18 protein-coding genes and 1 pseudogene are annotated in these 21,746 nt (G+C 62.7%); 11 read left to right on the top strand and 8 right to left on the bottom strand.

Features of this window, described 5'->3' with window-relative positions:
* Window positions 1-3 precede the first annotated feature (3 nt).
* Both RP6297_RS07510 and cadR read right to left on the bottom strand, forming a co-directional pair.
* Entirely contained in the window at window positions 4-1,932 is a 1,929-nt protein-coding gene (locus RP6297_RS07510) for a cytochrome c/FTR1 family iron permease (RefSeq protein ID WP_009240735.1), read from the bottom strand.
* A 160-nt stretch (window positions 1,933-2,092) separates the two neighbouring features.
* A complete protein-coding gene (gene cadR, locus RP6297_RS07505; protein WP_009240734.1) occupies window positions 2,093-2,527 on the bottom strand; it encodes a Cd(II)/Pb(II)-responsive transcriptional regulator in 435 nt (144 codons plus the stop codon).
* An 87-nt stretch (window positions 2,528-2,614) separates the two neighbouring features.
* Here cadR and RP6297_RS07500 point away from each other — a divergent pair, with 87 nt between their 5' ends.
* From RP6297_RS07500 to RP6297_RS07480, 5 genes and pseudogenes are all read left to right on the top strand, one after another.
* Window positions 2,615-5,017, top strand: a complete 2,403-nt coding sequence (locus RP6297_RS07500; RefSeq protein ID WP_009240733.1) for a heavy metal translocating P-type ATPase — start codon at window positions 2,615-2,617, stop codon at window positions 5,015-5,017.
* 119 nt (window positions 5,018-5,136) lie between these two features.
* Entirely contained in the window at window positions 5,137-5,649 is a 513-nt protein-coding gene (gene lspA, locus RP6297_RS07495) for a signal peptidase II (RefSeq protein WP_009276927.1), read from the top strand.
* 63 nt (window positions 5,650-5,712) lie between these two features.
* Window positions 5,713-6,561, top strand: a complete 849-nt coding sequence (locus tag RP6297_RS07490) for an undecaprenyl-diphosphate phosphatase (protein ID WP_009240731.1) — start codon at window positions 5,713-5,715, stop codon at window positions 6,559-6,561.
* Between the two features lie 145 nt (window positions 6,562-6,706).
* Entirely contained in the window at window positions 6,707-7,270 is a 564-nt protein-coding gene (locus RP6297_RS07485; protein WP_223293271.1) for a YdcF family protein, read from the top strand.
* Window positions 7,271-7,325: 55 nt separating this feature from the next.
* A pseudogene (locus tag RP6297_RS07480) lies at window positions 7,326-7,781 on the top strand (hypothetical protein); the annotation flags it as partial.
* Here the strand turns inward: RP6297_RS07480 and RP6297_RS07475 are convergent.
* Window positions 7,773-8,939 (bottom strand): NRAMP family divalent metal transporter, encoded by a 1,167-nt coding sequence (locus RP6297_RS07475; protein WP_009240728.1) that lies wholly within the window; start codon window positions 8,937-8,939, stop codon window positions 7,773-7,775. The pseudogene RP6297_RS07480 and the gene RP6297_RS07475 overlap by 9 nt on opposite strands.
* A 532-nt stretch (window positions 8,940-9,471) precedes the next feature.
* Here RP6297_RS07475 and RP6297_RS07470 point away from each other — a divergent pair.
* Entirely contained in the window at window positions 9,472-9,996 is a 525-nt protein-coding gene (locus tag RP6297_RS07470) for a hypothetical protein (protein WP_009240727.1), read from the top strand.
* Window positions 9,997-10,063: 67 nt separating this feature from the next.
* On the opposite strand, the gene RP6297_RS07465 is transcribed toward RP6297_RS07470, so the two are convergent.
* The 5 genes from RP6297_RS07465 to RP6297_RS07445 all read right to left on the bottom strand — a co-directional run bounded on the left by RP6297_RS07465 (window position 10,064) and on the right by RP6297_RS07445 (window position 16,872).
* The gene (locus RP6297_RS07465) at window positions 10,064-10,402 is read right to left on the bottom strand and encodes a copper-binding protein (RefSeq protein WP_009240726.1); all 339 of its coding nucleotides are present in this window, start codon (window positions 10,400-10,402) and stop codon (window positions 10,064-10,066) included.
* Window positions 10,399-13,566, bottom strand: a complete 3,168-nt coding sequence (locus RP6297_RS07460; protein ID WP_009240725.1) for an efflux RND transporter permease subunit — start codon at window positions 13,564-13,566, stop codon at window positions 10,399-10,401. The genes RP6297_RS07465 and RP6297_RS07460 overlap by 4 nt, the downstream gene beginning before the upstream one ends.
* On the bottom strand, window positions 13,563-15,098 hold the full coding sequence (locus RP6297_RS07455; RefSeq protein WP_009240724.1) for an efflux RND transporter periplasmic adaptor subunit: 1,536 nt from the start codon (window positions 15,096-15,098) through the stop codon (window positions 13,563-13,565). Before RP6297_RS07455 ends, RP6297_RS07460 begins: the two co-directional genes overlap by 4 nt.
* The gene (locus tag RP6297_RS07450) at window positions 15,095-16,396 is read right to left on the bottom strand and encodes a TolC family protein (protein WP_009240723.1); all 1,302 of its coding nucleotides are present in this window, start codon (window positions 16,394-16,396) and stop codon (window positions 15,095-15,097) included. The genes RP6297_RS07455 and RP6297_RS07450 overlap by 4 nt, the downstream gene beginning before the upstream one ends.
* A 71-nt stretch (window positions 16,397-16,467) precedes the next feature.
* Complete coding sequence (locus RP6297_RS07445) at window positions 16,468-16,872, bottom strand: hypothetical protein (protein ID WP_009276929.1); 405 nt, start codon at window positions 16,870-16,872, stop codon at window positions 16,468-16,470.
* Window positions 16,873-17,120: 248 nt separating this feature from the next.
* Between RP6297_RS07445 and cueR the strand changes: the two genes are divergently transcribed.
* The 5 genes from cueR (at window position 17,121) to RP6297_RS07420 (ending at window position 21,571) form a co-directional block, all read left to right on the top strand.
* A complete protein-coding gene (gene cueR / locus RP6297_RS07440; protein ID WP_009240721.1) occupies window positions 17,121-17,549 on the top strand; it encodes a Cu(I)-responsive transcriptional regulator in 429 nt (142 codons plus the stop codon).
* Window positions 17,550-17,561: 12 nt separating this feature from the next.
* Window positions 17,562-19,970 (top strand): heavy metal translocating P-type ATPase, encoded by a 2,409-nt coding sequence (locus RP6297_RS07435; protein WP_009240720.1) that lies wholly within the window; start codon window positions 17,562-17,564, stop codon window positions 19,968-19,970.
* A gap of 606 nt (window positions 19,971-20,576) precedes the next feature.
* Window positions 20,577-20,834, top strand: a complete 258-nt coding sequence (locus RP6297_RS07430) for a hypothetical protein (RefSeq protein ID WP_009240719.1) — start codon at window positions 20,577-20,579, stop codon at window positions 20,832-20,834.
* Between the two features lie 131 nt (window positions 20,835-20,965).
* A complete protein-coding gene (locus tag RP6297_RS07425) occupies window positions 20,966-21,277 on the top strand; it encodes a hypothetical protein (RefSeq protein ID WP_009240718.1) in 312 nt (103 codons plus the stop codon).
* Between the two features lie 69 nt (window positions 21,278-21,346).
* A complete protein-coding gene (locus RP6297_RS07420; RefSeq protein WP_223293270.1) occupies window positions 21,347-21,571 on the top strand; it encodes a DUF2933 domain-containing protein in 225 nt (74 codons plus the stop codon).
* Window positions 21,572-21,746 lie beyond the last annotated feature (175 nt).

Below are 21,746 nucleotides of genomic sequence, written 5' to 3'. Positions count from 1 at the left end.
CGACTACGCTTTGCTCGATGCCTTCTGCGATCGTAGGTTATACGCGATGCTGAGCGCAATGATGAGCAAGATCGCTACCTGTGCGATCACCGTCTGCACGGAGGGATAAATCCCGAGCACGTCGATGCGTGGCATCGAAATCGGCGTGATATGCAGGAAGCCGACCTTCTGCAGCGCCGCCACCCCTTTGCCGATCAACACCACTGCTAGGACACCGACCAGGGCCGAACTGAAGGCGAAGAACTGGCCGATTGGCAGGCGTGCCGAGGAGCGCAACAGAACGACGGCGATGACCGCCAGGATGGCGATCCCCGAGCCCAACCCGGCCAGCAGGTAGATGCCGTTTCCTTCGCTCCACAGCGCGGCGTAGAACAGCACGGTCTCAAACACCTCGCGGTACACCGTCACGAACGACAGCACGAAGAGCATGATCGCCGAACGCTTGTTCAGCGCGGAGGACAGTTTCTGCTTCACGTAGGCCTGCCAGCGACCCGCCAGGCTCTTCTGGTGCATCCACATGCCCACGCCGAGCAGAACCACAGCCGCAAAAATCGCCGAGAAACCTTCGGTCATTTCACGGCTGGCCCCGCTCAAGTCCACCAGGTACGTGGCGATGGCCCACGTCAGCCCACCGGCAGCCAGCGCAGCGATCCAGCCCGCATGGACATACGGAAGCACGTCGGTACGCTCGGCCTTCTTCAGGAACGCCATCATGGCGACCACGACGAGCAGCGCTTCCAGGCCTTCGCGCAGCAGAATCGTCAAAGCGCCCAGGAACGTCGACAGCGGGTCGTTGGTGCCGCCCAGCGCATCCTGGGCTTCAGTCAGCATGGTCTGCAGATGCTGCGCGATTTCCCGTACCTGCTCAGCCTGGCCGGTGGTGATCGCGTTGCGATACAGGCCCATCGTCTTTTCGATGTCCTGGAACAGCGACTGGTTCTTGGCGGCCAGAGCCGGTTCGACCGGCTCGAAGCCGTCGAGGTAGGCGGAGAGCGCCAAGCGTGAGGCGGTCGATTTGTCGCCCTGATCGAAGGCGGCCACGCTTTCCTTGAGCTTGTCCTTGGCGATCGCGAGACTGTCTGCGTTGGAGGCGTTCAGCACATCCGGCGTGCTTCTCAAATAGGCGGTCAATTGCCGCGCGGCATCCGGGTTGATCGTCTTGGCCAGCAACGCTTCGGGCGTCTGGCTGAGCTTGGCGAGCGTCGGCACCGCGCTATGCAGCTCCGGGCGGGACGCCCACAACTTGGCGCCGGCTTGCCGATCCGCATTGGAATACGACAAGGTCGACGCGAAATAGGCGAGCGCCCAACGATCATCGTCGGTGAGTTGCGCGAAGCTGGGCATCGAGGTGCCCTCGACACCGCGCGTGATGATTTGCTGGAGGGCGAACACGCTGCGCTCCTGGGCGCGTTGGTGGTCGGCCAAGGCAATGGGCGGCGGACTCAGTTTGGCGGCCAGTGGGCCATCCGCGTGTCCGGAGCTGCCGTGGCAGGACGCGCACTGGCTTTGATACAGCGTAGCGCCGCGCTTGAGGTCGGGCACCTTACTGGGCGCCATGGGCACCGGATAGGCGGCCAGCAAGCTGTCCGCGAGTTTGTGCGCCTGCTCACCGACGGCGGCAGAAGCGGATTTGTCAGCAATGAGCGTGCGCAATGCCCCGGCATCCTTGAGCAGGGCTTGCGTCTGTGCCCCAGCTGGCAGCTCGGCAATCTGACGCTCCGCCGCATGCGCAAACTCCTGCATTTCGGCGTACTCGTCGGCGTTGGCCACCTGGCCATCCTTGACGGAGCGGCCGTAATCGACCGCCAGATAGTCAAGCAACTGCCAGACTTGCTTGGTCTTGTCTTGGGTCGACAGCGTGTCGGCGTACGCGCTTGAGACCGATGTCAGCAGGTAGAACAGGATGAGGGAAACGACGCGCTGCAATTGCATGAAGAGCCTACCGGCGATGCGGGAGAGATAGCTTTGAATGAGAATGATTGTAATTCATGTTTCGCAACAAGGACATTGACATGTCCCCGCAATCGCGGAGGCAGGTGCCTTCACGGAGGATCAGCGCGAGAAATCGGGATGACGCCTTGTGGGCCGCGTATCAGCCCTGACGGGTGGCGTCGGCGTCGCACATGGAGCCAGCCTCGGACAACCCCTGCAGGATTCCGCAGGCTTCAGCAGCCCGGCCATCGGAGCAGGTTTCGCGCAGAGCGCACAAGTGGCGCTTCAATACCGCCAGCGCTTCGATGCGCCGCTCGACCTCATGGATGTGCTTGTCCAGGAGGATGTTGACCACGCCGCAATCCTCGTCCGGTTGCTCGCGGTAGCGCAGGAGAGCACGCACGTCGTTCAGCGGCATGTCCAGCGACCGGCAGTGGAGGATGAACTGCAACCGTTCAATGTGCCGCTCGCCGTACAGCCGGAAGTTTCCCGAGCTGCGATCTGGCGGCGGCAACAGGCCTTCGCGCTCGTAGTACCGGATGGTTTGAATCGGGCAGGCTGTGCGCTTGGCGAATTCACCGATCTGAATGTTCATGATGTCGGGCCGAAGTCCCTTGACTCTATAGTAACTATAGAGTGTGTACTTGAGTCCAATCCATTTCAAGCGACAAAGGGAGGTGCTGTGAGTGATTGCGGCTCCAAGGGGTGCGGTTGTGCTGCCACCAACGTGGTGACGCCGGCGGACGGCGATGCGGCGGCTGTTGACCTGAAACGATCCCGCTACCGGATCGACAACATGGACTGCCCGACGGAAGAAGCGCTCATTCGCAATAAGCTGGCGGCGCTGCCTGGCGTGGTCAACCTTGAGTTCAACCTGATGCAGCGTTCGCTGGCCGTCCAGCACCGGCTGCCATCCCCGGCGCCGATCGAGCAGGCCTTGGCAGCCGTTGGCATGCGAGCGGTTCGCGCGGATGAAAGCCCCGCCGGACAGAGCACAGTCCTGACCATTCGTCAGATGGACTGCCCGACCGAAGAAACGCTGATTCGCGGCAAGCTGGCGGGCATGGCGGGCGTGTCAGACATGCAGTTCAATCTCGTCCAACGCACACTCGCCGTTCAACACGCTGCCGATGCGCTACCGCAAGTGCTGGCTGCCATTCAATCGCTTGGCTTCGATGCCGAGGTGCGCGACCGCTCTGCCGCAGCACCGCTTCCCGAACAAGACGCCGCGCCCACCAAATGGTGGCCGCTTGCCATTGCCGGCGCGAACGCCGTCCTGGCGGAAGTGGTGTATTGGCTCAACGGTGGCAACCATTGGGTGGTGGTGATCCTGGCGCTGGCCGCGATCCTGACCGGCGGGCTGTCCACCTACAAGAAAGGCTGGATCGCGCTCAAGAACCGCAACCTGAACATGAATGCCCTCATGTCGATTGCGGTCACGGGGGCGATGGTGATCGGCCACTGGCCGGAAGCGGCGATGGTGATGGTCCTCTTCGCCTTGGCGGAGGTCATCGAAGCCCGTTCGCTGGACCGCGCCCGAGATGCGATCCGGGGGCTGATGGATCTCGCCCCGGAGACAGCCACGGTACAGCGCAGCGACGGCAGTTGGTCCGAGGTCGATGCCAAATCCGTGGCGGTCGGCAGCCGGGTACGGGTCAAGCCGGGCGAGCGTATTGCGCTCGATGGCACGGTCCTGCAGGGACGCTCGTCCGTTAATCAGGCGCCGATCACGGGTGAGAGTCTGCCGGTCGAGAAGGCGGAAGGCGACCCCGTGTTCGCCGGCACCATCAACGAGTCGGGGTCGTTCGAGTATCGCGTTACCGCGGCGGCAAGCGACTCCACACTGGCTCGTATCATTCACGCAGTGGAGGCCGCTCAAGGCAGTCGAGCGCCCACGCAGCGCTTCGTTGATCAGTTCGCCAGGCTGTACACGCCCATCGTATTCGCGGTCGCGCTGCTGGTAGCGATCATTCCTCCGCTGGTCTTCGGCGCCACCTGGCTGGATTGGATCTACAAGGCGCTGGTGCTGCTGGTGATCGCCTGCCCGTGTGCCCTCGTGATTTCGACGCCCGTGAGCATTGTGAGCGGCCTGGCCGCCGCCGCGCGGCGCGGCATCCTGATCAAAGGCGGGGTCTATCTCGAGGAAGGTCGCAAGCTGACGTGGTTGGCGCTCGATAAAACCGGCACCATCACCCACGGCAAGCCGGCGCTGACCGATGTCGTGGCCTGGGATGGCGCCGACGCTTCGGCCGCCGAGATGCTTGCCGCCAGTCTGGCAGTTCGCTCCGATCACCCCGTCTCCCAGGCGGTAGCCCGCGCGGCGCAGGACCAAGGTCGAGCCCTGCGCGACGTCACCGACTTTGCGGCCTTGCCCGGGCGCGGTGTCCGGGGTTATATCGACGGTGTGCTCTATCACCTGGGCAATCATCGTCTGGTCGAGGAACTGGGCGTGTGCTCACCGGTGCTGGAAGCGAGCCTTGCCGCGCTTGAAACCCAGGGCAAGACCGTTGTGATGCTGATCGGCCCGGACGGCGTACGCGCGCTGTTCGGCGTGGCCGACACCATCAAGGACAGCAGTCGCCAAGCGATCAAGGAGTTGCATGCGCTGGGCATCAAAACCCTGATGTTGAGCGGTGACAACCCGCATACCGCGGAGGCGATCGCGCAGCAGGTCGGTATCGATCGCGCGCGTGGCAACCTGCTGCCCGAAGACAAGCAGCGCGAAATCGAGCAGCTTGCCGGACAAGGGGCCATCGGCATGGTCGGCGATGGCATCAACGACGCGCCTGCACTGGCACGGGCCGATATCGGTTTCGCGATGGGGGCCGCCGGGACGGACACGGCGATCGAAACGGCCGACGTCGCGCTGATGGACGACGATCTGCGCAAGCTCCCGGCGTTCGTACGGCTATCCCGGTCCACTGCCGGGGTGCTGAAGCAGAACATTGCGCTGGCGCTCGGCATCAAGGCCGTATTTCTGGTGCTGACCTTTACCGGCCAGGCCACCATGTGGATGGCGGTGTTTGCCGACATGGGCGCCAGCCTGCTGGTGGTCGGCAACGGGTTGAGGTTGCTGCGCAAATGACTGGTGGGAAGTTCTTCGCTTTGGCCCGGGCTGCGAACAGGGCACCGCATCAACCAGGGGGACAAGCGTTAAGTCCCGCCGCGTTGCCTACAAAGCGATCGGACCTCTTTGATTGAGCCATGGTCATGCTTCATTCATCACGAACAGGCGAGTGGCCACGATGGCTGTTGTTGGCGGGGCTGATCGCGCTGCTCGACCACGTCGTCAAGCTCAGCGTGGCATCCTCCATGCTGCTCGGCACGCGTGTGGAGATCGCACCGTTCTTCAATCTCGTGCATGTGCGCAATCCGGGCGCGGCGTTCAGCTTTCTGGCCGGGGCCGGCGGTTGGCAACGCTATTTCTTTATCGCACTCGCCTTCGCCGCGTCCGCGTGGTTGATCTGGATGCTCCGCCGCAATTTACCACGACTGGAAGCCGCGGCTTATGCGCTGATTCTCGCGGGCACTCTCGGCAACGTAGCGGACCGGGTGGCGCGTGGGCAGGTCGTCGACTATCTCGACTTCTATTGGCGAGCGTGGCACTGGCCCGCATTCAACTTGGCTGACGTAGCGATTTCACTTGGCGCGATCTGTCTCCTGGGCGCCACCAGGATGCAACGCCAGTATGCCCGCTCAGGCATCGAGTCAGGTTGAGTTATACCAAGTGCCACCCTTTATTCCCGTGTCCCAATTTTAAATTGCCGCGAAGAAGCACAAATGAACTTGCTACAGATCCTTGTCCTGGCTGTCGTTCAAGGGGCAGCCGAACTGCTGCCTGTATCGAGCTCGGCCCATGTCATTGTGGCCGAGAAGCTGATGGGGCTGGATCCAACAGCGCCTCAAATGACGCTTTTGCTGGTCATGCTACATACCGGCACGATGTTCGCAGTCATTGCCTATTTCTGGAAATCGTGGCGTGCCACCTATTTCAGTTCAGGACAGGCATTTCGCACTAACGCCCTGTGCATACTGGTTGCAACGCTCGCAACCGGTATCGTGGGTGTGACGCTGCTGCAATTCATTAAGCATGTAGTCGTAGCTGACTCAGCGAATTTCGAGATCGAGCATCTGTTTGGCAACTCGCGCCTGATAGCCGCAGCCTTGGCGGCAGCCGGCCTGCTGATTATTCTGTCCTCCCGTCTCCAGGATCGAGGGATCGATAACCTCAGCTTGCGCCAATCGGCATGGATTGGCGCTGTGCAGGGGCTGTGTCTCCCATTTCGCGGTTTCTCCCGTTCAGGCGCCACTATTTCGGCCGGGCTCGCCTTGGGTGTGGCGCGGCGACGTGCCGAAGAGTTTAGCTTTGCGTTGGCCGTAGTATTGACCCCAGCAGTGATCGTCAAAGAAGCGTATCGACTCTACAAAGAGTACGCAGCTACCACCACAGCGATGCACTCGGATGGATTCTTGCACCTCATGGGGCCGAGCATGATCGGCATGGCGATGAGCTTTTTGGCAGGTTGGGTTGCGCTGCGGTGGCTCTCGCGCTGGCTGGAGCAAGGCCGATGGCATTTCTTCGGCTTTTACTGCTTGCTAGCTTCGCTGTTGGTACTGTGGATCGGCTAACCGTGTTTGTCATGTGCTTCTGTCGAGATGGAGTTCTCTCAGAAAGCTGCGCGATTTGGCCTTTCGTTAAGGGGAGGCCAGCCGGTTGAATGACGTGAATCGACGCCCATTGTTAATCCGACGCGCAATTGTCATCGGGCCACTGATGCTGGCCCTCTTGTTCGCCATCGGATTGTTCATAGTAGCGTGGCAGATTGTCAGTTACGGAGAACAGTCGTTCAATGCTCCCGTGGATGCGGCTATTGTTCTTGGCGCTGCAGTCTGGGGTAATAAGCCGTCTCCCGTTTATCGTGAACGGATTAACGAGGCGATCACGCGCTACCAGAACAAGCAGGTGAGATACCTGGTATTCACCGGCGGAACACCGGGGGCAGATTATCCAAGTGAAGGTAAAGTCGGCCGCGAGTACGCTATCAAGCACGGTGTACCACCTGACGCGATCTTGGCGGAAACCACCTCGCGTACGACTTGGCAAAACCTTGTCAATGCAAAGAAGCTATTAGACCCACTGGGAATCCACACGGTTTTGTTGGTCAGCGATCCGTTACATTTGCGAAGAGCAACTGCAATGGCTAACGATATTGGACTCCAGGCCCTGCCTGGGCCTACCTCATCTAGCCGTTTCGAGTCCTTGAGCACTCGGGCGAACTTTCTGTGGCGCGAAATTTGGCTTTATCTCGACTACCTCATCTTTAAACAGCCATCCTAAAGCCAAAACACATCCCGGACGGGTGCCGTACCTGACTCAGGGGGCCAGACTTCGTTTACTTGGGCGGCGGCACTGGCTGGCCCTAGGCAATGCCGCACAGGCTGGAATCGACCGCGCCCAAGGCAACCTGCTGCCCGCCAACGAGCTGCACGAGGTCGAGCAGCTCGCACGCTCCGGCAAGGTCGGCATGGCGGGGGACGGAATCAACGATGCCCCATATCGGCTTTGTCATGGGCGCGGCGGGCACCGACACGGCCGACGTGGCGCTGATGGATGATGACCTGCGCAACCTTCCGACCTTCGTGTGGCTCTCCCGCGCTAGGCGCAGGTACTCATGTAGAAGATCCCGCTCGCGCTCGGCATCAAGGCCGTGCTTCTGGTGCTTACCTTCACTGGGCAGGCGACTATGTGGATGGCCGTGTTCGCCGACATGGGGGCAAGCCTGCTGGTCGGACTCGCGCGCATCTTCGGTCAGGCGCAGTTCGTTTGGCTCACCCCTCGATCAGCCTAGGGCCCCGACCACACCGGAATACAGACCAAATCCCGCGGTTAGGACAATGATGGTCACCACCAAAGCAGCATAGCCGCCCTTGAGGCTATGGGGCTCAGGCAGTGCACGGCGCGCCAGCACATACAGGAAGCCAAGGACGATGGGTAGGAGCAACGCGTTCATCACCTGCACGCCAACGCTCAATTTGACCAAATCCACGCCCGAGGCGACCAAGATACCGCCGAGGGCAAGGGCCAACGTATACACACCATAGAACCATGGCGCCTCGCGCGGATGGTGTTCCAGCGAATGCTTGAACCCCATGACCTCGCCGAGAGCCCGAGCGGCTGTAAGCGTCACAACGATGGTGGCGACCAAGGCAGCGCCGATCATGCCAAGAGCGAACATAAATGTCCCAGTGCGCTCGCCCAAGAACGGAGTGATTGCCTGCGCAATCTGCTGCACCGTATCGAGCGATTGCCCGTTACCTGCGCGGCCAATCGTTGCCGCAGTTGCGACCAGCACTGCCCCCATAATCAATTGCGTTACAACGGCACCCACTGCGGTGTCCCACCGCGCTGCCGGCAGATCATCGATCGTCAATCCTTTTTCCACCACTGCGGACTGCTGGTAGAACACCATCCAGGGCATGATCACTGCCCCGATATTGGCGGCGATCAGGTACAGGTACTTGGTGTCGTGTAACGGCATGCTCATCGCGCCGGAGACCAACTGGTGTGCTTCGGGCTGCGCCTTCCAGGCCACCAGCAGAAACACGAACTCGAACATCCCGACGGCAAGCGCAATCCGCTCCACGGTCAGGTAGGAGCCGGTGTATGCCATTGCGACAAGCCCGACCACCACGACGGCCATGCTTTGCCAAGCGGGGATGCCAACGAGGGCACCGACCCCAGCGATGCCGCTGAGCTCGGACACGAGCGCGCCAACGCAGGCAAGCAGCAGAGTTCCAACTGAGATTCGCGCCCAAACCGGCCCGAAGTGCTGCTGAATCCCGCGCCCGTGCCCCTGGCCCGTCACGATGCCAAGTCGCACCGTAAGCTCCTGCACGACGAAGAGAATCGGGATGAGGATCGCTTGAAGCAATAGCAGGCTGTACCCCCATTGCGCACCACTCTGCGCGGCCGTGATGATGCTGCCGGCGTCGGTGTCGGCCAGCATGACCACCAGGCCAGGCCCAGCGACGGCAGCAAAGCGAGCCCATCGGGACCGAAAGAGGGGAGCTGCGGTTGTGCTGCTTGTGTTCATGTGTGCGTTTTGTTAATGAGAGTTATTCGCATTCATTATGCCATGCACGACCCGAAGGGAGAATCACTCCTTCCGCCTATGTGAACGTCGGCCTGGATTCGCGAAAAATCCGCCACATCTCAACTTAAGCTACTGATTTGAAAAGATGACCAATGGTCGAGTCGAGCGGCGGAGGACGCCGCTACGGATTCGGCACCCAGGAAACGGATTCTTCGTTCGCTGATCTCGGCGTCGAAAGGCTGCCGTGCCAATCATGGCTGGCACGGATTCTTGGACGAAACGACGGTGCCGGTATCCCTCCCTCGACACATTTGCACACTTGAGCTTCTAAGCGTGCTCAGTTGACCGACATCAAGTCGAATAAAGCCAGGACGAACATTATGAAAACAGGCTGGGTGCAGAGATTTCGGCCTGTTCATCATCGTTCGGTGTCAGGAGACACATCATGAAAAAAATCGTTGTTGCTGTCATCGCTGGCCTTGCTCTAGGCAGCCAGTTGGTGCCAGTAAGCGCCGTCGCGCAGAGTACGCCAACCAAGAAAAGCGCCCCCGCTGCGGCGCCCAACACTGCTGAATTCGACAAGCAACTGGCGCAGGTCCAGGAGCAGATGAAGGTGATGCAGGCGCAAATGGACCAGATTCGCCAAACACAGGACCCTCAGGAGCGGCAGCGGCTGTTGCAACAGCACTGGGCCACGATGCAGAGCGCGATGACCGCGATGCACGGTATGTGGGGGCCGGGCATGATGGGATACGGCATGATGGGCCCCGGAATGATGGGAATGGGCGGCCGGGGATGTTGTGGCGGCGGTTGGGGGCACATGGGCGGTTACTACTCCAACCTGACGCCCGAGCAGCTTCGGCAACGCCAGTACATGACCGATCAGTACCTGAATATGCAGCAGCAGATGATGAACAACATGATGTGGAACCAGCAATACTGGATGGGGCCACCAGCACCGGCGAAGTGAGTCATTTCAACCCGGACGCATGTGGCGGCGCACGACTGAAGGGCCGCGCACCACCGACGGCTTGCTCTTACTTGCTCCGCAAATCGATCACGGTCGGCTGACCGTCGACCATATCAAAGACAGCCCACACCGCTTGGCCCTCCTTGAAGTGCTGCAGTGATGCCTTGTCCTTGACGGCAAACGTCATCGTCATGGCGCCCATACCGAGGTTGTCGATGGGGCCGTGCTTGAGCGTGATCTTGCCGGTGTCGAGGTACACCTTGCGGACCTCCGCCGCGACGGGCTTGGATGCCTGCTTGGCTTGACCTGCCGGCTTCATGTCCATGCCCTCCATCGACGTAGCCGCAAAGGCGGCGGGCGCCGACGCCAGCGTCAGAGCGAATACAACAGCGGAACCGTATTTCATCGTGAGACCTCGTCATGAGAGGGTGGTTGGGGAATGGATTGCCCCCTGCCGCGCTTGCGTAGCAGCAGGTAAACAGCAGGAACGACAAACAGGGATAGCAAGGGGGCGGTGAGCATGCCGCCGACCATCGGGGCGGCAATGCGCTGCATGATCTCGGAACCGGTACCGTGCGCCCACATGATCGGAATCAGACCGGCTAGGATGACGGCGACCGTCATGGCCTTCGGGCGCACCCGCAGCACCGCGCCCTCTTGAATGGCTTCCAGCAGCGCAGGTGTGGTGTTCTGGCCAGCCTCCTGCCGCTCCGACCAAGCCTGCTTGAGGTAGAGCAGCATGATCACGCCGAACTCGGCCGCCACGCCGGCCAGCGCGATGAAGCCAACGATCCCGGCCACCGACAGGTTGTAGCCCAGTAGATAGAGCAGCCAGAAGCCGCCAATCAGCGCCAACGGCAGTGTGCCCATGATGAGCAGCGCCTCGTCGATGCGGCCGAACACGAGGTACAGCAGCACGAAGATGATCAGTAGGGTGAACGGCACCACCACCTTCAGCTTGGCGCTGGCACGCTCGAGATATTCGAACTGACCGGACCAGCTCAGCGCGTAGCCAGCCGGCATGGGCACCGCCTTGGCCACGGCCGCTTGCATGTCCTGTACCGCCGAGCGCAAATCGCGTCCGCGGATGTCCACGTACACCCAGCCGGACAAGCGGGCGTTCTCGCTGCGCAACATCGGCGGCCCCTGCACGACCTGGATACGAGCGACGTCAGACAGCGTGATCTGCTGGCCGCGGTCGGTGACGATCGGCAGGCTGCGCAGTTGCTCGACCGAGTCGCGGTAGTCCCGTGGGTAACGCATGTTGATCGGGAACCGGGCCAGGCCATCGACCACTTCGCCCACGTTGTCTCCGCCGACGGCTGACGACACGATGCTCTGTACGTCTTCGATATTGAGCCCATACCGTCCCGCAGCCATTCGGTCGATATCGACGTCGACGTAGCGCCCGCCGGACAGGCGTTCGGCCAGCGCGGACGTGACCCCCGGTACGGTCTTGACTGCCTCCTCGATCCGCGTGGTCAGTTGGTCGATCTCCTTCAAGTCTGCGCCCGCCACCTTGATGCCGACCGGGCTCTTGATGCCGGTAGCGAGCATGTCGATTCGGTTGCGGATCGGTGGCACCCAGATGTTGGACAGTCCCGGCACCTTGACCACGCGGTCCAGTTCTTCCACAAGCTTGTCGGTCGTCATGCCGGGCCGCCATTGGTCGTGCGGCTTGAACTGGATGGTGGTCTCGAACATCTCGATGGGGGCCGGATCGGTGGCGGTGTCGGCGCGGCCGGCCTTGCCGAACACGCTGGCGACCTCCGGCACGGTCTTGATCAGGCGATCGGTCTGTTGCAGCAGTTGGGCGGCCTTGCCCGCTGACAACCCCGGCAGCGCCGACGGCATGTACAACAGGTCGCCCTCGTCCAGCGGCGGCATGAATTCACCGCCCGTGCGCAGGATCGGCCAGGCCGTGGCTGCAAGCAGCACAGCGGCGATGACAACCGTCGTCTTGGGATACGCCAGCACTCTGGCCAACACCGGTTGATAAAGCCGGATCAGCCAGCGGCTGAGCGGATTCGATTGCTCGGTCGGGATGCGCCCGCGGATCAGGTAGCCCATCAGCACCGGCACCAGCGTCACGGACAGCCCTGCGGCAGCGGCCATCGAGTAGGTCTTGGTGAAAGCCAGTGGCGAGAACAACCGTCCTTCCTGTGCCTCCAGCGTGAACACCGGAATGAACGACAGCGTGATGATCAGCAGCGAAAAGAACAGCGCCGGACCCACTTCCGCCGCCGATTCGCCGATCACGCTCCAGCGCTCGTGCCCCGTCAGGTTGCGGCCGGGATTGTCCGCATGCCAATGCTCCAGGTGCTTGTGCGCGTTTTCGATCATGACCACGGCCGCGTCGACCATGGCGCCGACGGCGATGGCGATGCCGCCCAGCGACATGATGTTGGCATTGACGCCCTGATAGCGCATCACCAGGAAGGCGGCGAGCACGCCCAGCGGCAGCGAAACGATCGCGACCAGCGCCGAGCGCAAGTGGAACAGGAACACCAGGCACACCAGCGCGACGACGATGAATTCCTCGAGCAGCTTGTGCGTCAGGTTCTCCACCGCGCGGTTGATCAGCGCGGAACGGTCGTAGGTCGGCACGATCTCGACACCGGCTGGCAGGCTCTTCTGCAGCGTGGCGAGCTTGGCCTTGACGGCTTCGATGGTTTCCAGCGCGTTCTTGCCGGAGCGCATCACGATGACACCGCCGGCGACTTCACCCTGGCCGTCGAGATCGGCAATGCCGCGTCGCATCTCTGGGCCGAGTTGGAGCGTGGCGACGTCGCCCAGCCGCACAGGAATGCCGGCATCGCTGGTCACCAGCGGAATCTGCCGGAAGTCGTCGAGCGTCTTCAGGTAGCCACTGGCACGGACCATGTACTCTGCCTCGCCCAGTTCCAGCACCGAACCACCGGTCTCCTGGTTGGCCGCCTTGAGCGCCGCCAGTACTTTGGCTTGGGACAGGTTGTAGGCGCGTAACCGATCCGGCATGAGGACGACCTGGAACTGCTTGACCATCCCGCCGAGCGAAGCCACCTCGGCCACATTGGGCAGCGACTTGAGCTCGAAGCGCAGGAACCAGTCCTGCAGCGCGCGCAGTTGGCTGAGGTCGTGCTGGCCGCTCTTGTCCACCAGCGCGTACTCGTAGATCCAACCCACGCCGGTTGCGTCGGGGCCCAGTGCGGGCTTGGCGGCGGCAGGCAGGCGGGACTGCACCTGGTTCAGGTATTCCAGCACGCGCGAGCGTGCCCAATACAGGTCGGTGCCATCCTCAAACAGCACGTAGACGAAGGAGTCACCGAAGAACGAATAGCCGCGCACGGTCTTGGCGCCCGGCACCGACAGCATGGTGGTGGTCAGCGGATAGGTGACCTGGTTCTCCACGATCTGCGGCGCCTGGCCGGGAAACGGTGTGCGGATGATGACCTGCACGTCCGACAGGTCGGGCAGCGCATCGAGCGGCGTGCTACGCACGGCCCACAATCCCCACGCGGTCAGCATCAGCGTCGCCAGCAGGATCAGGAAGCGGTTGCGGATGGACGCCAGAATTAGCCGGGCGATCATGGCTTGCCTCCCTGATCCGTGCTGGCGGACGCGACGGAGGAGAGGACCGCCATGCCGTCCTTGTCCAGGTGGAAGCGGAACCGCACCCGGTCGCCCGGCTTCAGGCCCTTCGGCAGGCCTGCCGACGGCGCCCCGAATTCCATCGTCATGGCACCCCACTGAATCGATGGAATCGGCCCATGCGAGATCGTTAGGCCTTCACCCGTGACGGCCTCGATGCGGCCGACGCCTTCGTGCTCGGTGGTGGCTGCTGCGGGCGCGGAGGCCGCAGCCGGTGCCGCCATGCGCTCGGTGGTGCCGCGCAGGCTGGCTTCCGAATCGATCAGGAACTGGCCGGAGGTGACCACTTTCTGGCCAGCCTTGAGGCCCGCTAGGATTTCGACCATGCCGGCGGCCTCGCGCCCGGTCTTGATCTCGGTGGCCACAAAGCCCGCCTGGCCACCATCGACCATGACAATGCTGCGCTGACCGGTACGGATGACGGCCTCCAACGGGAGGGTCAACACATCCTGCTGCTCACCGCTGTCAAAGCGGACCGTAGCAAACATGCCCGGCAACAGGTGCCGGCCCTTGTTGGGCAGGATGATGCGCACCTTGATGGTCCGCGTCGCCGGGTTGACGTCGGGCAACACAGTGTCGACCTTGCCGACCAGGGGCTCGGCTGCCCCGGTCGGCAGCACCTTGACCGCCAGGCCCGGCGAGATGGTGCGAGCCTGGCCTTCCGGCACCTCGGCAACCACCCAGACCTGGCTCAAGTCGGCCAAGCGGAACAGCGTCATGCCGGGGGAGACCGTCATCCCGTCCCGCACCGCGACCTCGGTCACGATGCCATCGATTGGGCTTGCGATACCTACACTGGGCTGCAGCCGTCCGGATGCCTCGACCGCGCTGACCTGACCCGGCGTCATGCCGGCTTGCAGCATGCGCGCCTTGGCCGCGCTGGCGAGATCGGCCTGACCGTGTGCCGACTGGTGCAACACGGCCAGATACTCTTCCTGGGCCGCCACCCAGTCCGGCGAATACAGCGTCACCAGTGCCTGCCCACGCCGCACGGGGTCGAGGGTTGCCCTGACCGCAACGTGCTGGACGAAGGCGTTCGTGCGCGCCTGGATCACTTGCACGCTGCGTTCGTCGATGGCGATGTTGCCGGGCGCCTCCAGCACCGCGCTCAACCGGCCGGCCTTGACCTCGGCCGTGCGGATGCCGAGGTTTTGCGCGACACGGCTATCAACCGTGATGCCGCTGGCACCGCTATCCCCCTCGGCGTAGACGGGCACCAGTTGCATGTCCATGAAGGGGGATTTGCCTGGCTTGTCGAAGCGCTGCCCCGGCACCATAGGGTCGTGCCAGTACAGCACCTTCTTACCGGTCTTGGGATCGATGTCGCCGGCCCCGAGGCTGGAGGCCGGGCTGGCCGGCATCGACGATGGTGTCGACCGGCCCCCCTGGTTGACGCCGACCCGGTAGGCGCCGTAGATGGCGGTCCCGACAAGAACGAGCCCCGCGGCCGTTGCAATGACCTGTTTTTTCATTTGCGTTCCTTGATGGCGGACTCGGTCTGCGCGGTGGGCAGCGGAACCAGGAAGGTCAGGTCCGCCCACAGCTTGGCCGTCTTGGCTTCCAACGCGAGCCGTTCTAATTCCGTATCGATGGCTCGGTGATTGGCCTCGGCCACGGCCAGCAGCGATCCGGTATTGGCCCGGTAGGCGGTCAGGGCCGCTTCCGCCTGCGTGCTGGCGAGCGGCAGAGTCTTCTCGTCGTAGCGCTTGAGCCGCTCGAGATTGCGCTGCAGCTCGGCGAGCTTGGCGCCGACCATGGCCTGGGTATCGCGCCGGAGGATTTCGGACTTGGCGCGAGCTGCCTGGGCTTGCGCCAGCCTGGCCGCCACTTCGCGGTCCTGCCGGTTGCCTTGGTCCCAAGGCAGCGGAAAACTGACGTTCACGGAGCCCATGTTCGAGAATGCGGAGCCGCGCTGGCTGTACATCAACTCGACAGTGACATCCGGCTTCTTTGCTTGCGCAGCGGCCCGGATCTCGCTCTCGGCCAGCCCCACCTCGCGCTGCGCGGCGGTGATCTCGGGCACGGCATCCAGGTCCCCGCGCACCAACCGCTCGACCGGCGGGGGGGCATCGAGATGTGGGGGTTCGGAGAGCGGGCGGTTGGCGGCCGGGCCAACCCAGCGCTCCAGCGCGACGGTGCTGGTCGCCACGGCAGCGCGGTTTTCGTCCAGGCGATCGTGCAGCTTCTGGATTTCCAGCTCCATCGCCAGCACGTCGGCGCGCGTGCCCCGTCCACTGCGATACGCGGCAGTCGCCGCCTGCAACGCGAGTTCCAACGGGTGGTCATGGTGGCCTAGCAACGTGCCGGTCTGTTCGGCATACCAGCGGTCCAGCCACGCACCGACGGCGTTGCGCTGCACGTTGGCGAGGCCAACGGCGCGCTGTGCTTCAGCAGATGCCGCCTCAGCCTCGAAGCGTGCAGCCTTGGCGCGGCGTTTGTCCCCACGTGTGAACTCCTGCATCACGCTGATGGAGCGCATGGTCATGAAGTCCCGGCTGATCGAAAACTGGTCGGGGCCGTTGACCGGCACGTTGTTGAGTCCGAACTTGAGTATGGGGTCCGGCAGTTGGCCCGCGGCGACCGCCATCTGCGTCGCAGCTTCGATGGTCCCTCGAGAGGACTCCGCATCGCTGGCATGCGCAGTGGCGAGCGCGACAGTTTCCTCAACGGAAAGCGGAGGGACGGATTGCGAGGTCGCGGCATGCGACATCGCGATGCCGAAAGCAGGCGCGCAAAGCAACGCCAGCGTCAGGCGACGAGGAAAAAGCATAAAGCCTCCAAGAACGACGACAGCTCCCCCAGTCTAGAGAGGGGAAACATTGGATGACGTCGGTCTGGAGGCTACGTTTGGAAACTGCAGTAGAGAATGGCCAGCGGAGGCGGGGGAGCGCGCGCTGTTACCTCGGCACGCAGCACAGCACGGACATCGGCATGGACCACGGGCGTCGGCGCGATGACGCCGGCCAGCACCGGCAAAAACACCGGCAGTTGCGGTGCGACATGGTCGGCGCTCTTGGAGTCGGCCTGGCAGTGGGCTAGGCAAAGCGCGCCGTTGTCCTTGTCCTGGCTGCTACCGTGATCGGCCATGTCAGCGCACGATTCGGTCAGAGTTGCCTTTGCCTCGCCACCGCCCATCTGGTACTGGCTGCCGGCACAGGCGTAAGCCGTCGCTGCCAGTTGAACTGTCAGAAAAACCAGCAGGAGGATGCCGGCGAAGAAAGGATGCCGGCGTGGCGTGTGACGCAAGGGTTCTTTGCAGTGGCAGGATTTTCGCAAGGATACCGTTTTTTGCTCGCGATGCAACTGCGCGGAAAGCGGGATCAACCGCCCGTATCGCCATCGGGCAAAAGCACGATGGCACCGTCCTTGACCTTCCCATTTGGGAAGGGTGTAGCGTGAAACCGTGAAGATTTGGGTACGTGTCGGTCCCGCGGAAGATGTTACGAGCACGGGATACCGAAGGTGCTATGCGCACACGAAGCGAGGAGCACGCCATGAATATCGGACAAGCCGCGAGCGTCTCCGGCGTCTCGGCCAAAATGATCCGCTACTACGAAAGTATTGGCTTGGTCGCTTCGGCTGACCGGAGTGAGGGGAACTACCGGATGTATCGTGAAAACGACATCCACACCCTGCGCTTCATCGGGCGTGCGCGGGCGTTGGGTTTCTCCATGGTGCAGATTCGAGAGCTGCTTGGGTTGTGGCAAAACAAGCGGCGCGCGAGCGCGGCGGTCAAGGCCATCGCGTTGCAGCGCATTCAGGAACTGGACGCCCGGATTGCCGCGCTCAGCGGCATGCGGGACACCCTGCGGTATCTGGCGCAGCATTGTGATGGCAACGATCGCCCCGACTGCCCGATCCTGGAGGCCATCGGCAGCGCTGCCCCACGGCAGTTGCCCGCACCACAGGCCACAAGGCATTGAGGCGCCGCGAAAATGAGCGACCAACAACAGCATCCGCATATGTCATCCCCTGCGCCCGGGCACGACGGCGAGCCGGAGCGTGCCCAAGGTGGGGGCCACCAACATGCCACGGCGACCCGACTGACACTCGTGACCGCCACTGAGGAACGGGACCCGGTGTGCGGGATGACGGTCAAGCCCAATACGCCGTACCAGTCAAGCTACGCGGGGACCCGATACAGCTTCTGCGGCGCAGCATGCCAGCAGAAGTTCGAGGCGGACCCCACGCGGTACACGCATCCTCATGTCGCCTCCGCTGCTGACACTGCCAACGCGGCGCCGGACACCGTCTACACCTGCCCCATGCACCCCGAGATCCGTCAGGACCATCCGGGGAGTTGCCCAAAGTGCGGCATGGCGCTTGAGCCGGCGATGCCGAGTCTGGAAGCGGATGAGAATCCCGAACTCGCCGCGTTCCGCCGACGCTTCTGGTGGACTTTGCCGCTGACGATCGCCGTCGTAGCGCTGGTGATGCTGGGGGGGCGTGTCAAGGGAGTGGCTCCGGCGGCGCAAGGCTGGGTAGAGCTTGCCTTGTCCACGCCCGTGGTCTTGTGGGCCGGCTTCCCCATCTATGCCCGATGCCTGCAGTCGTTCCGCAACCGCAGCCCGAACATGTGGACGCTGATTGGCCTGGGCACCGGCGCGGCCTTCATATACAGCGTTGCGGCCACTGTTGCGCCCGAGCTGTTTCCCCGCAGCTTTGTAGTGCATGGCCGCATTGCGGTCTACTTCGAAGCCGCTGCCGTCATCATTTCACTGACGCTGCTCGGCCAGATTTTCGAATTGAAGGCACGTTCGCAGACTTCGGCCGCCATCAAGTCGCTGCTTGGCCTGGCACCCAAAACGGCACGTCGCATCAAGCCGGATGGCAGCGAGGAGGATATTCCGCTCACGCACGTGCATGTCGGCGACTTGCTGCGAATTCGACCGGGCGAGAAGGTGCCAACCGATGGCGTCGTGACCGAAGGAGCAAGCGCCATCAACGAATCGATGATCACCGGTGAGCCATTGCCCGTTTCCAAGCGCCCTGGCGACCACGTGATCGGTGCCACGCTCAATACGTCGGGTAGCCTGGTAATGCGCTCGGAAAAAGTCGGTGCCCAAACGGTGCTGTCGCAGATCGTGCAGATGGTGGCCCAGGCCCAGCGCTCGAAGGCGCCCATGCAGCGCATGGCGGACCAGGTGGCCGGCGTGTTCGTGCTGGTGGTGGTGGCCATCGCCGTGCTTGCTTTCTTTGGTTGGGGATTCTTCGGTCCCGAGCCGAGCTGGGTCTTTGGGCTGGTCCATGCGGTGGCCGTGCTGATCATCGCCTGTCCATGTGCGCTGGGGCTGGCGACTCCGATGTCGATCATGGTGGCCAGCGGCAAGGCGGCAACCCAGGGCATTCTGTTCCGCGATGCGGCGGCCATCGAGCAGTTCCGCAAGGTCGACACCCTGATCGTCGACAAGACCGGCACACTGACCGAGGGCCATCCGGCTTTCGAGCAGGCGCTAGGCGTCGGCCCATTCACTGAGATCGAAGTGATCCGACTAGCAGCGAGTCTAGACCAGGGCAGCGAACACCCGCTGGCGGCCACCATTGTCACAGCGGCGCGCGAGCGCAGCCTGGCTTTGGGGAAAGTGGAGCAATTCACAGCAGATGCAGGCATGGGCGTGCGGGGTCAGGTCGACGGCGACCAGCTCATCCTCGGCAACGCTGCCCTGATGCGGCAGGAACATGTAAGTACCGAACCGTTGGCGCTGCAGGCCGATGCCTTGCGCCAGCGCGGCGCCAGCGTCATGTACTTGGCCGTTGACCGGAAGTTGGCGGGGCTGCTTGCGGTCTCGGACCCGATCAAGGCCAACACGCCCGAAGCGCTAGCGGCGCTCAAAGCGGCCGGGATTCGCGTGGTGATGGCCAGCGGCGACAGCATCGCCACAGCGCGAGCCGTGGGCGGCCGTCTTGGCATTGAGGAGTTTCACGGCGAGGTCAAACCGGCTGACAAGCTGGCGCTGGTCGCAAAACTTCAAGCCGAAGGCCACGTGGTGGCAATGGCCGGCGACGGCATCAACGATGCGCCAGCCCTGGCCAAAGCCGATGTCGGCATCGCTATGGGAACCGGTACCGATGTGGCGATGCACAGCGCCCAGGTGACGCTGGTCAAGGGCGACCTGCGCGGTCTTGCGCGCGCGCGGGAACTGTCGCAAGCCACCATTGCCAATATGAAACAGAACCTGGGATTTGCGTTCGTCTACAACGCGCTGGGCATCCCGCTGGCCGCTGGCCTGCTGTATCCATTCACGGGGTGGCTGCTGTCGCCGATGATCGCGGCATTGGCCATGAGCCTGAGTTCGGTGTCAGTGATTGCCAATGCGCTGCGGTTGCGCGCGCAGGTGCCTTAGGCGCTGCATTTTGGATGAAGATCATGCCCACCGCCTATGGTCCCCCATTCGTGCCCGCCTTGTGGTCAAGTTTTGGCGGGCCTAGACTGAACGCACCTGTTTGCAGGGATACATGAAGCATCACCATCACCCCCTCGCTCGGTTGCTTGCGCTAGCGTTGCTCGCGACGGTGTTGTTCACGCGCGTGGCGATTGCGGGATACGTTTGCCCGCCCGGGTCAGGGACCATGGTGGATGCCTCGGCGATGGCCGTTTCCGTCGTGAACTGCCAGGACATGGACGAGGCGCAGCCTGCGCTTTGCGCGGACCATCGGCACGATGGGCGCCATTGGGCGGATGCCAACGGCCATGCTCACGATCTTGGCATGTTGCCCGCTGCCATCGGGCTCATACACGTTCTACCTCCAACGCCTCATGCCGGACCGGTTACCCGGACGGCCCATCGGCCCGTTGCAGTGCCTGGGCCCATCTACCTCGCAACAGCACGCTTGCGAATCTGATCGATCCCCATCCGCGGGCAGTCCGTCGCCGCGAGCCTTGATTTCAGTCGCCTCCCGGCGGGATGTCTGCGGATTCCCGTTTGGATCGGGCCCGAAGGAAACCTTGTGTGGGGAAGACCAACGTGAACTCCGTTCTCAGAATCGCCGTATCTATTTTGTTCGGTGTCGCCGCTAGCGCCGCCTTCGCGGGTCCCAACTGGGACGCCATCAACAGTGCGCGCGCGGCTGCGAAGCATTCTGCCGCCGCTTCCGGTACCGCATCGAGCAAAGAGGCGATGCAGAAGCAGTGCGCTGAAATGATGAAATCGACGGATGCCCGCCCGGCAGACGGCGGCAGCCCGAAGGGCTTACCCGAAGCGAAATGAGCGTGTGTGCCGCGGCCGATGATCGAAGCGCCCGCGTCAGCGTGATGCGGGTGCCGAGAGACCAGTCGCTCGGTCGATGACACACGAAATCAGGTGAGCGCTATCCAACTCAATCGAATAGGGAGATTGACATGAAGACGCAATCAGTCGTGGCCGCTGCGCTAGCGCTTGCCCTGCTTGGGGCTGGTGGCTGGAGCATGGCAGCCAGCCCCAGCCGTGGCACCGACGGCACCAAGCCGGGTTCGCAAGACCCCATGCACTCCATGATGATGGATCACATGATGGGCGGCGGCGACGGAATGATGGGCGGCTGTCCGATGATGGGGCAGTTGCCACCCGGCAACGAGAAGCTCTCGATGCAGATGCATGGAGAAATGATGCAGGCGATGGGAGAGATCCTGCGCAAGTATGCGGACAATATCCAGACACCCTCGTCGAAATGACGGTGGCCGGCCGTATCGAGAACCACCGAGTACCACAGGAGTACCGCTATGAAATGCAATACGAGAACCATGGCCGCTGTGGGCGCTGCCCTGGTGGCGATCTTGGCAGTCGCCTATACCGTTTTCCCGTCAGTTCGTGCCTTCGTGCTGGGCATTGGCCCCTACCTGTTGATTCTGGTCTGCCCGCTATCGATGTGGCTGATGATGAAAGGCATGCAAGGTCAAGACGACCAGCGGCGTTCGACAACCGACGACACGCCTGAGCGGAAGCAGCCGTTTCGGATCGAAAAGTGAATCGTGGCGCGGTGCAGGCACGTATCACAGATGCGAGCACCGCCACGAGCACGCCAAGGACAGGAGGTGGCGTGATGGGCGAACTATCGACATGGAAGGTGGTCTGGATCGTCCTGGCCGTCGTCGGCGCCATCGCGATCCTCGGGGGATTGGGCATGCTGGCGATGCACCGTTG

The organism is Ralstonia pickettii, assembly GCF_016466415.2.
Classification (GTDB): Bacteria; Pseudomonadota; Gammaproteobacteria; order Burkholderiales; family Burkholderiaceae; genus Ralstonia; species Ralstonia pickettii.
This window is presented reverse-complemented; position numbering and strand designations above follow the sequence as displayed.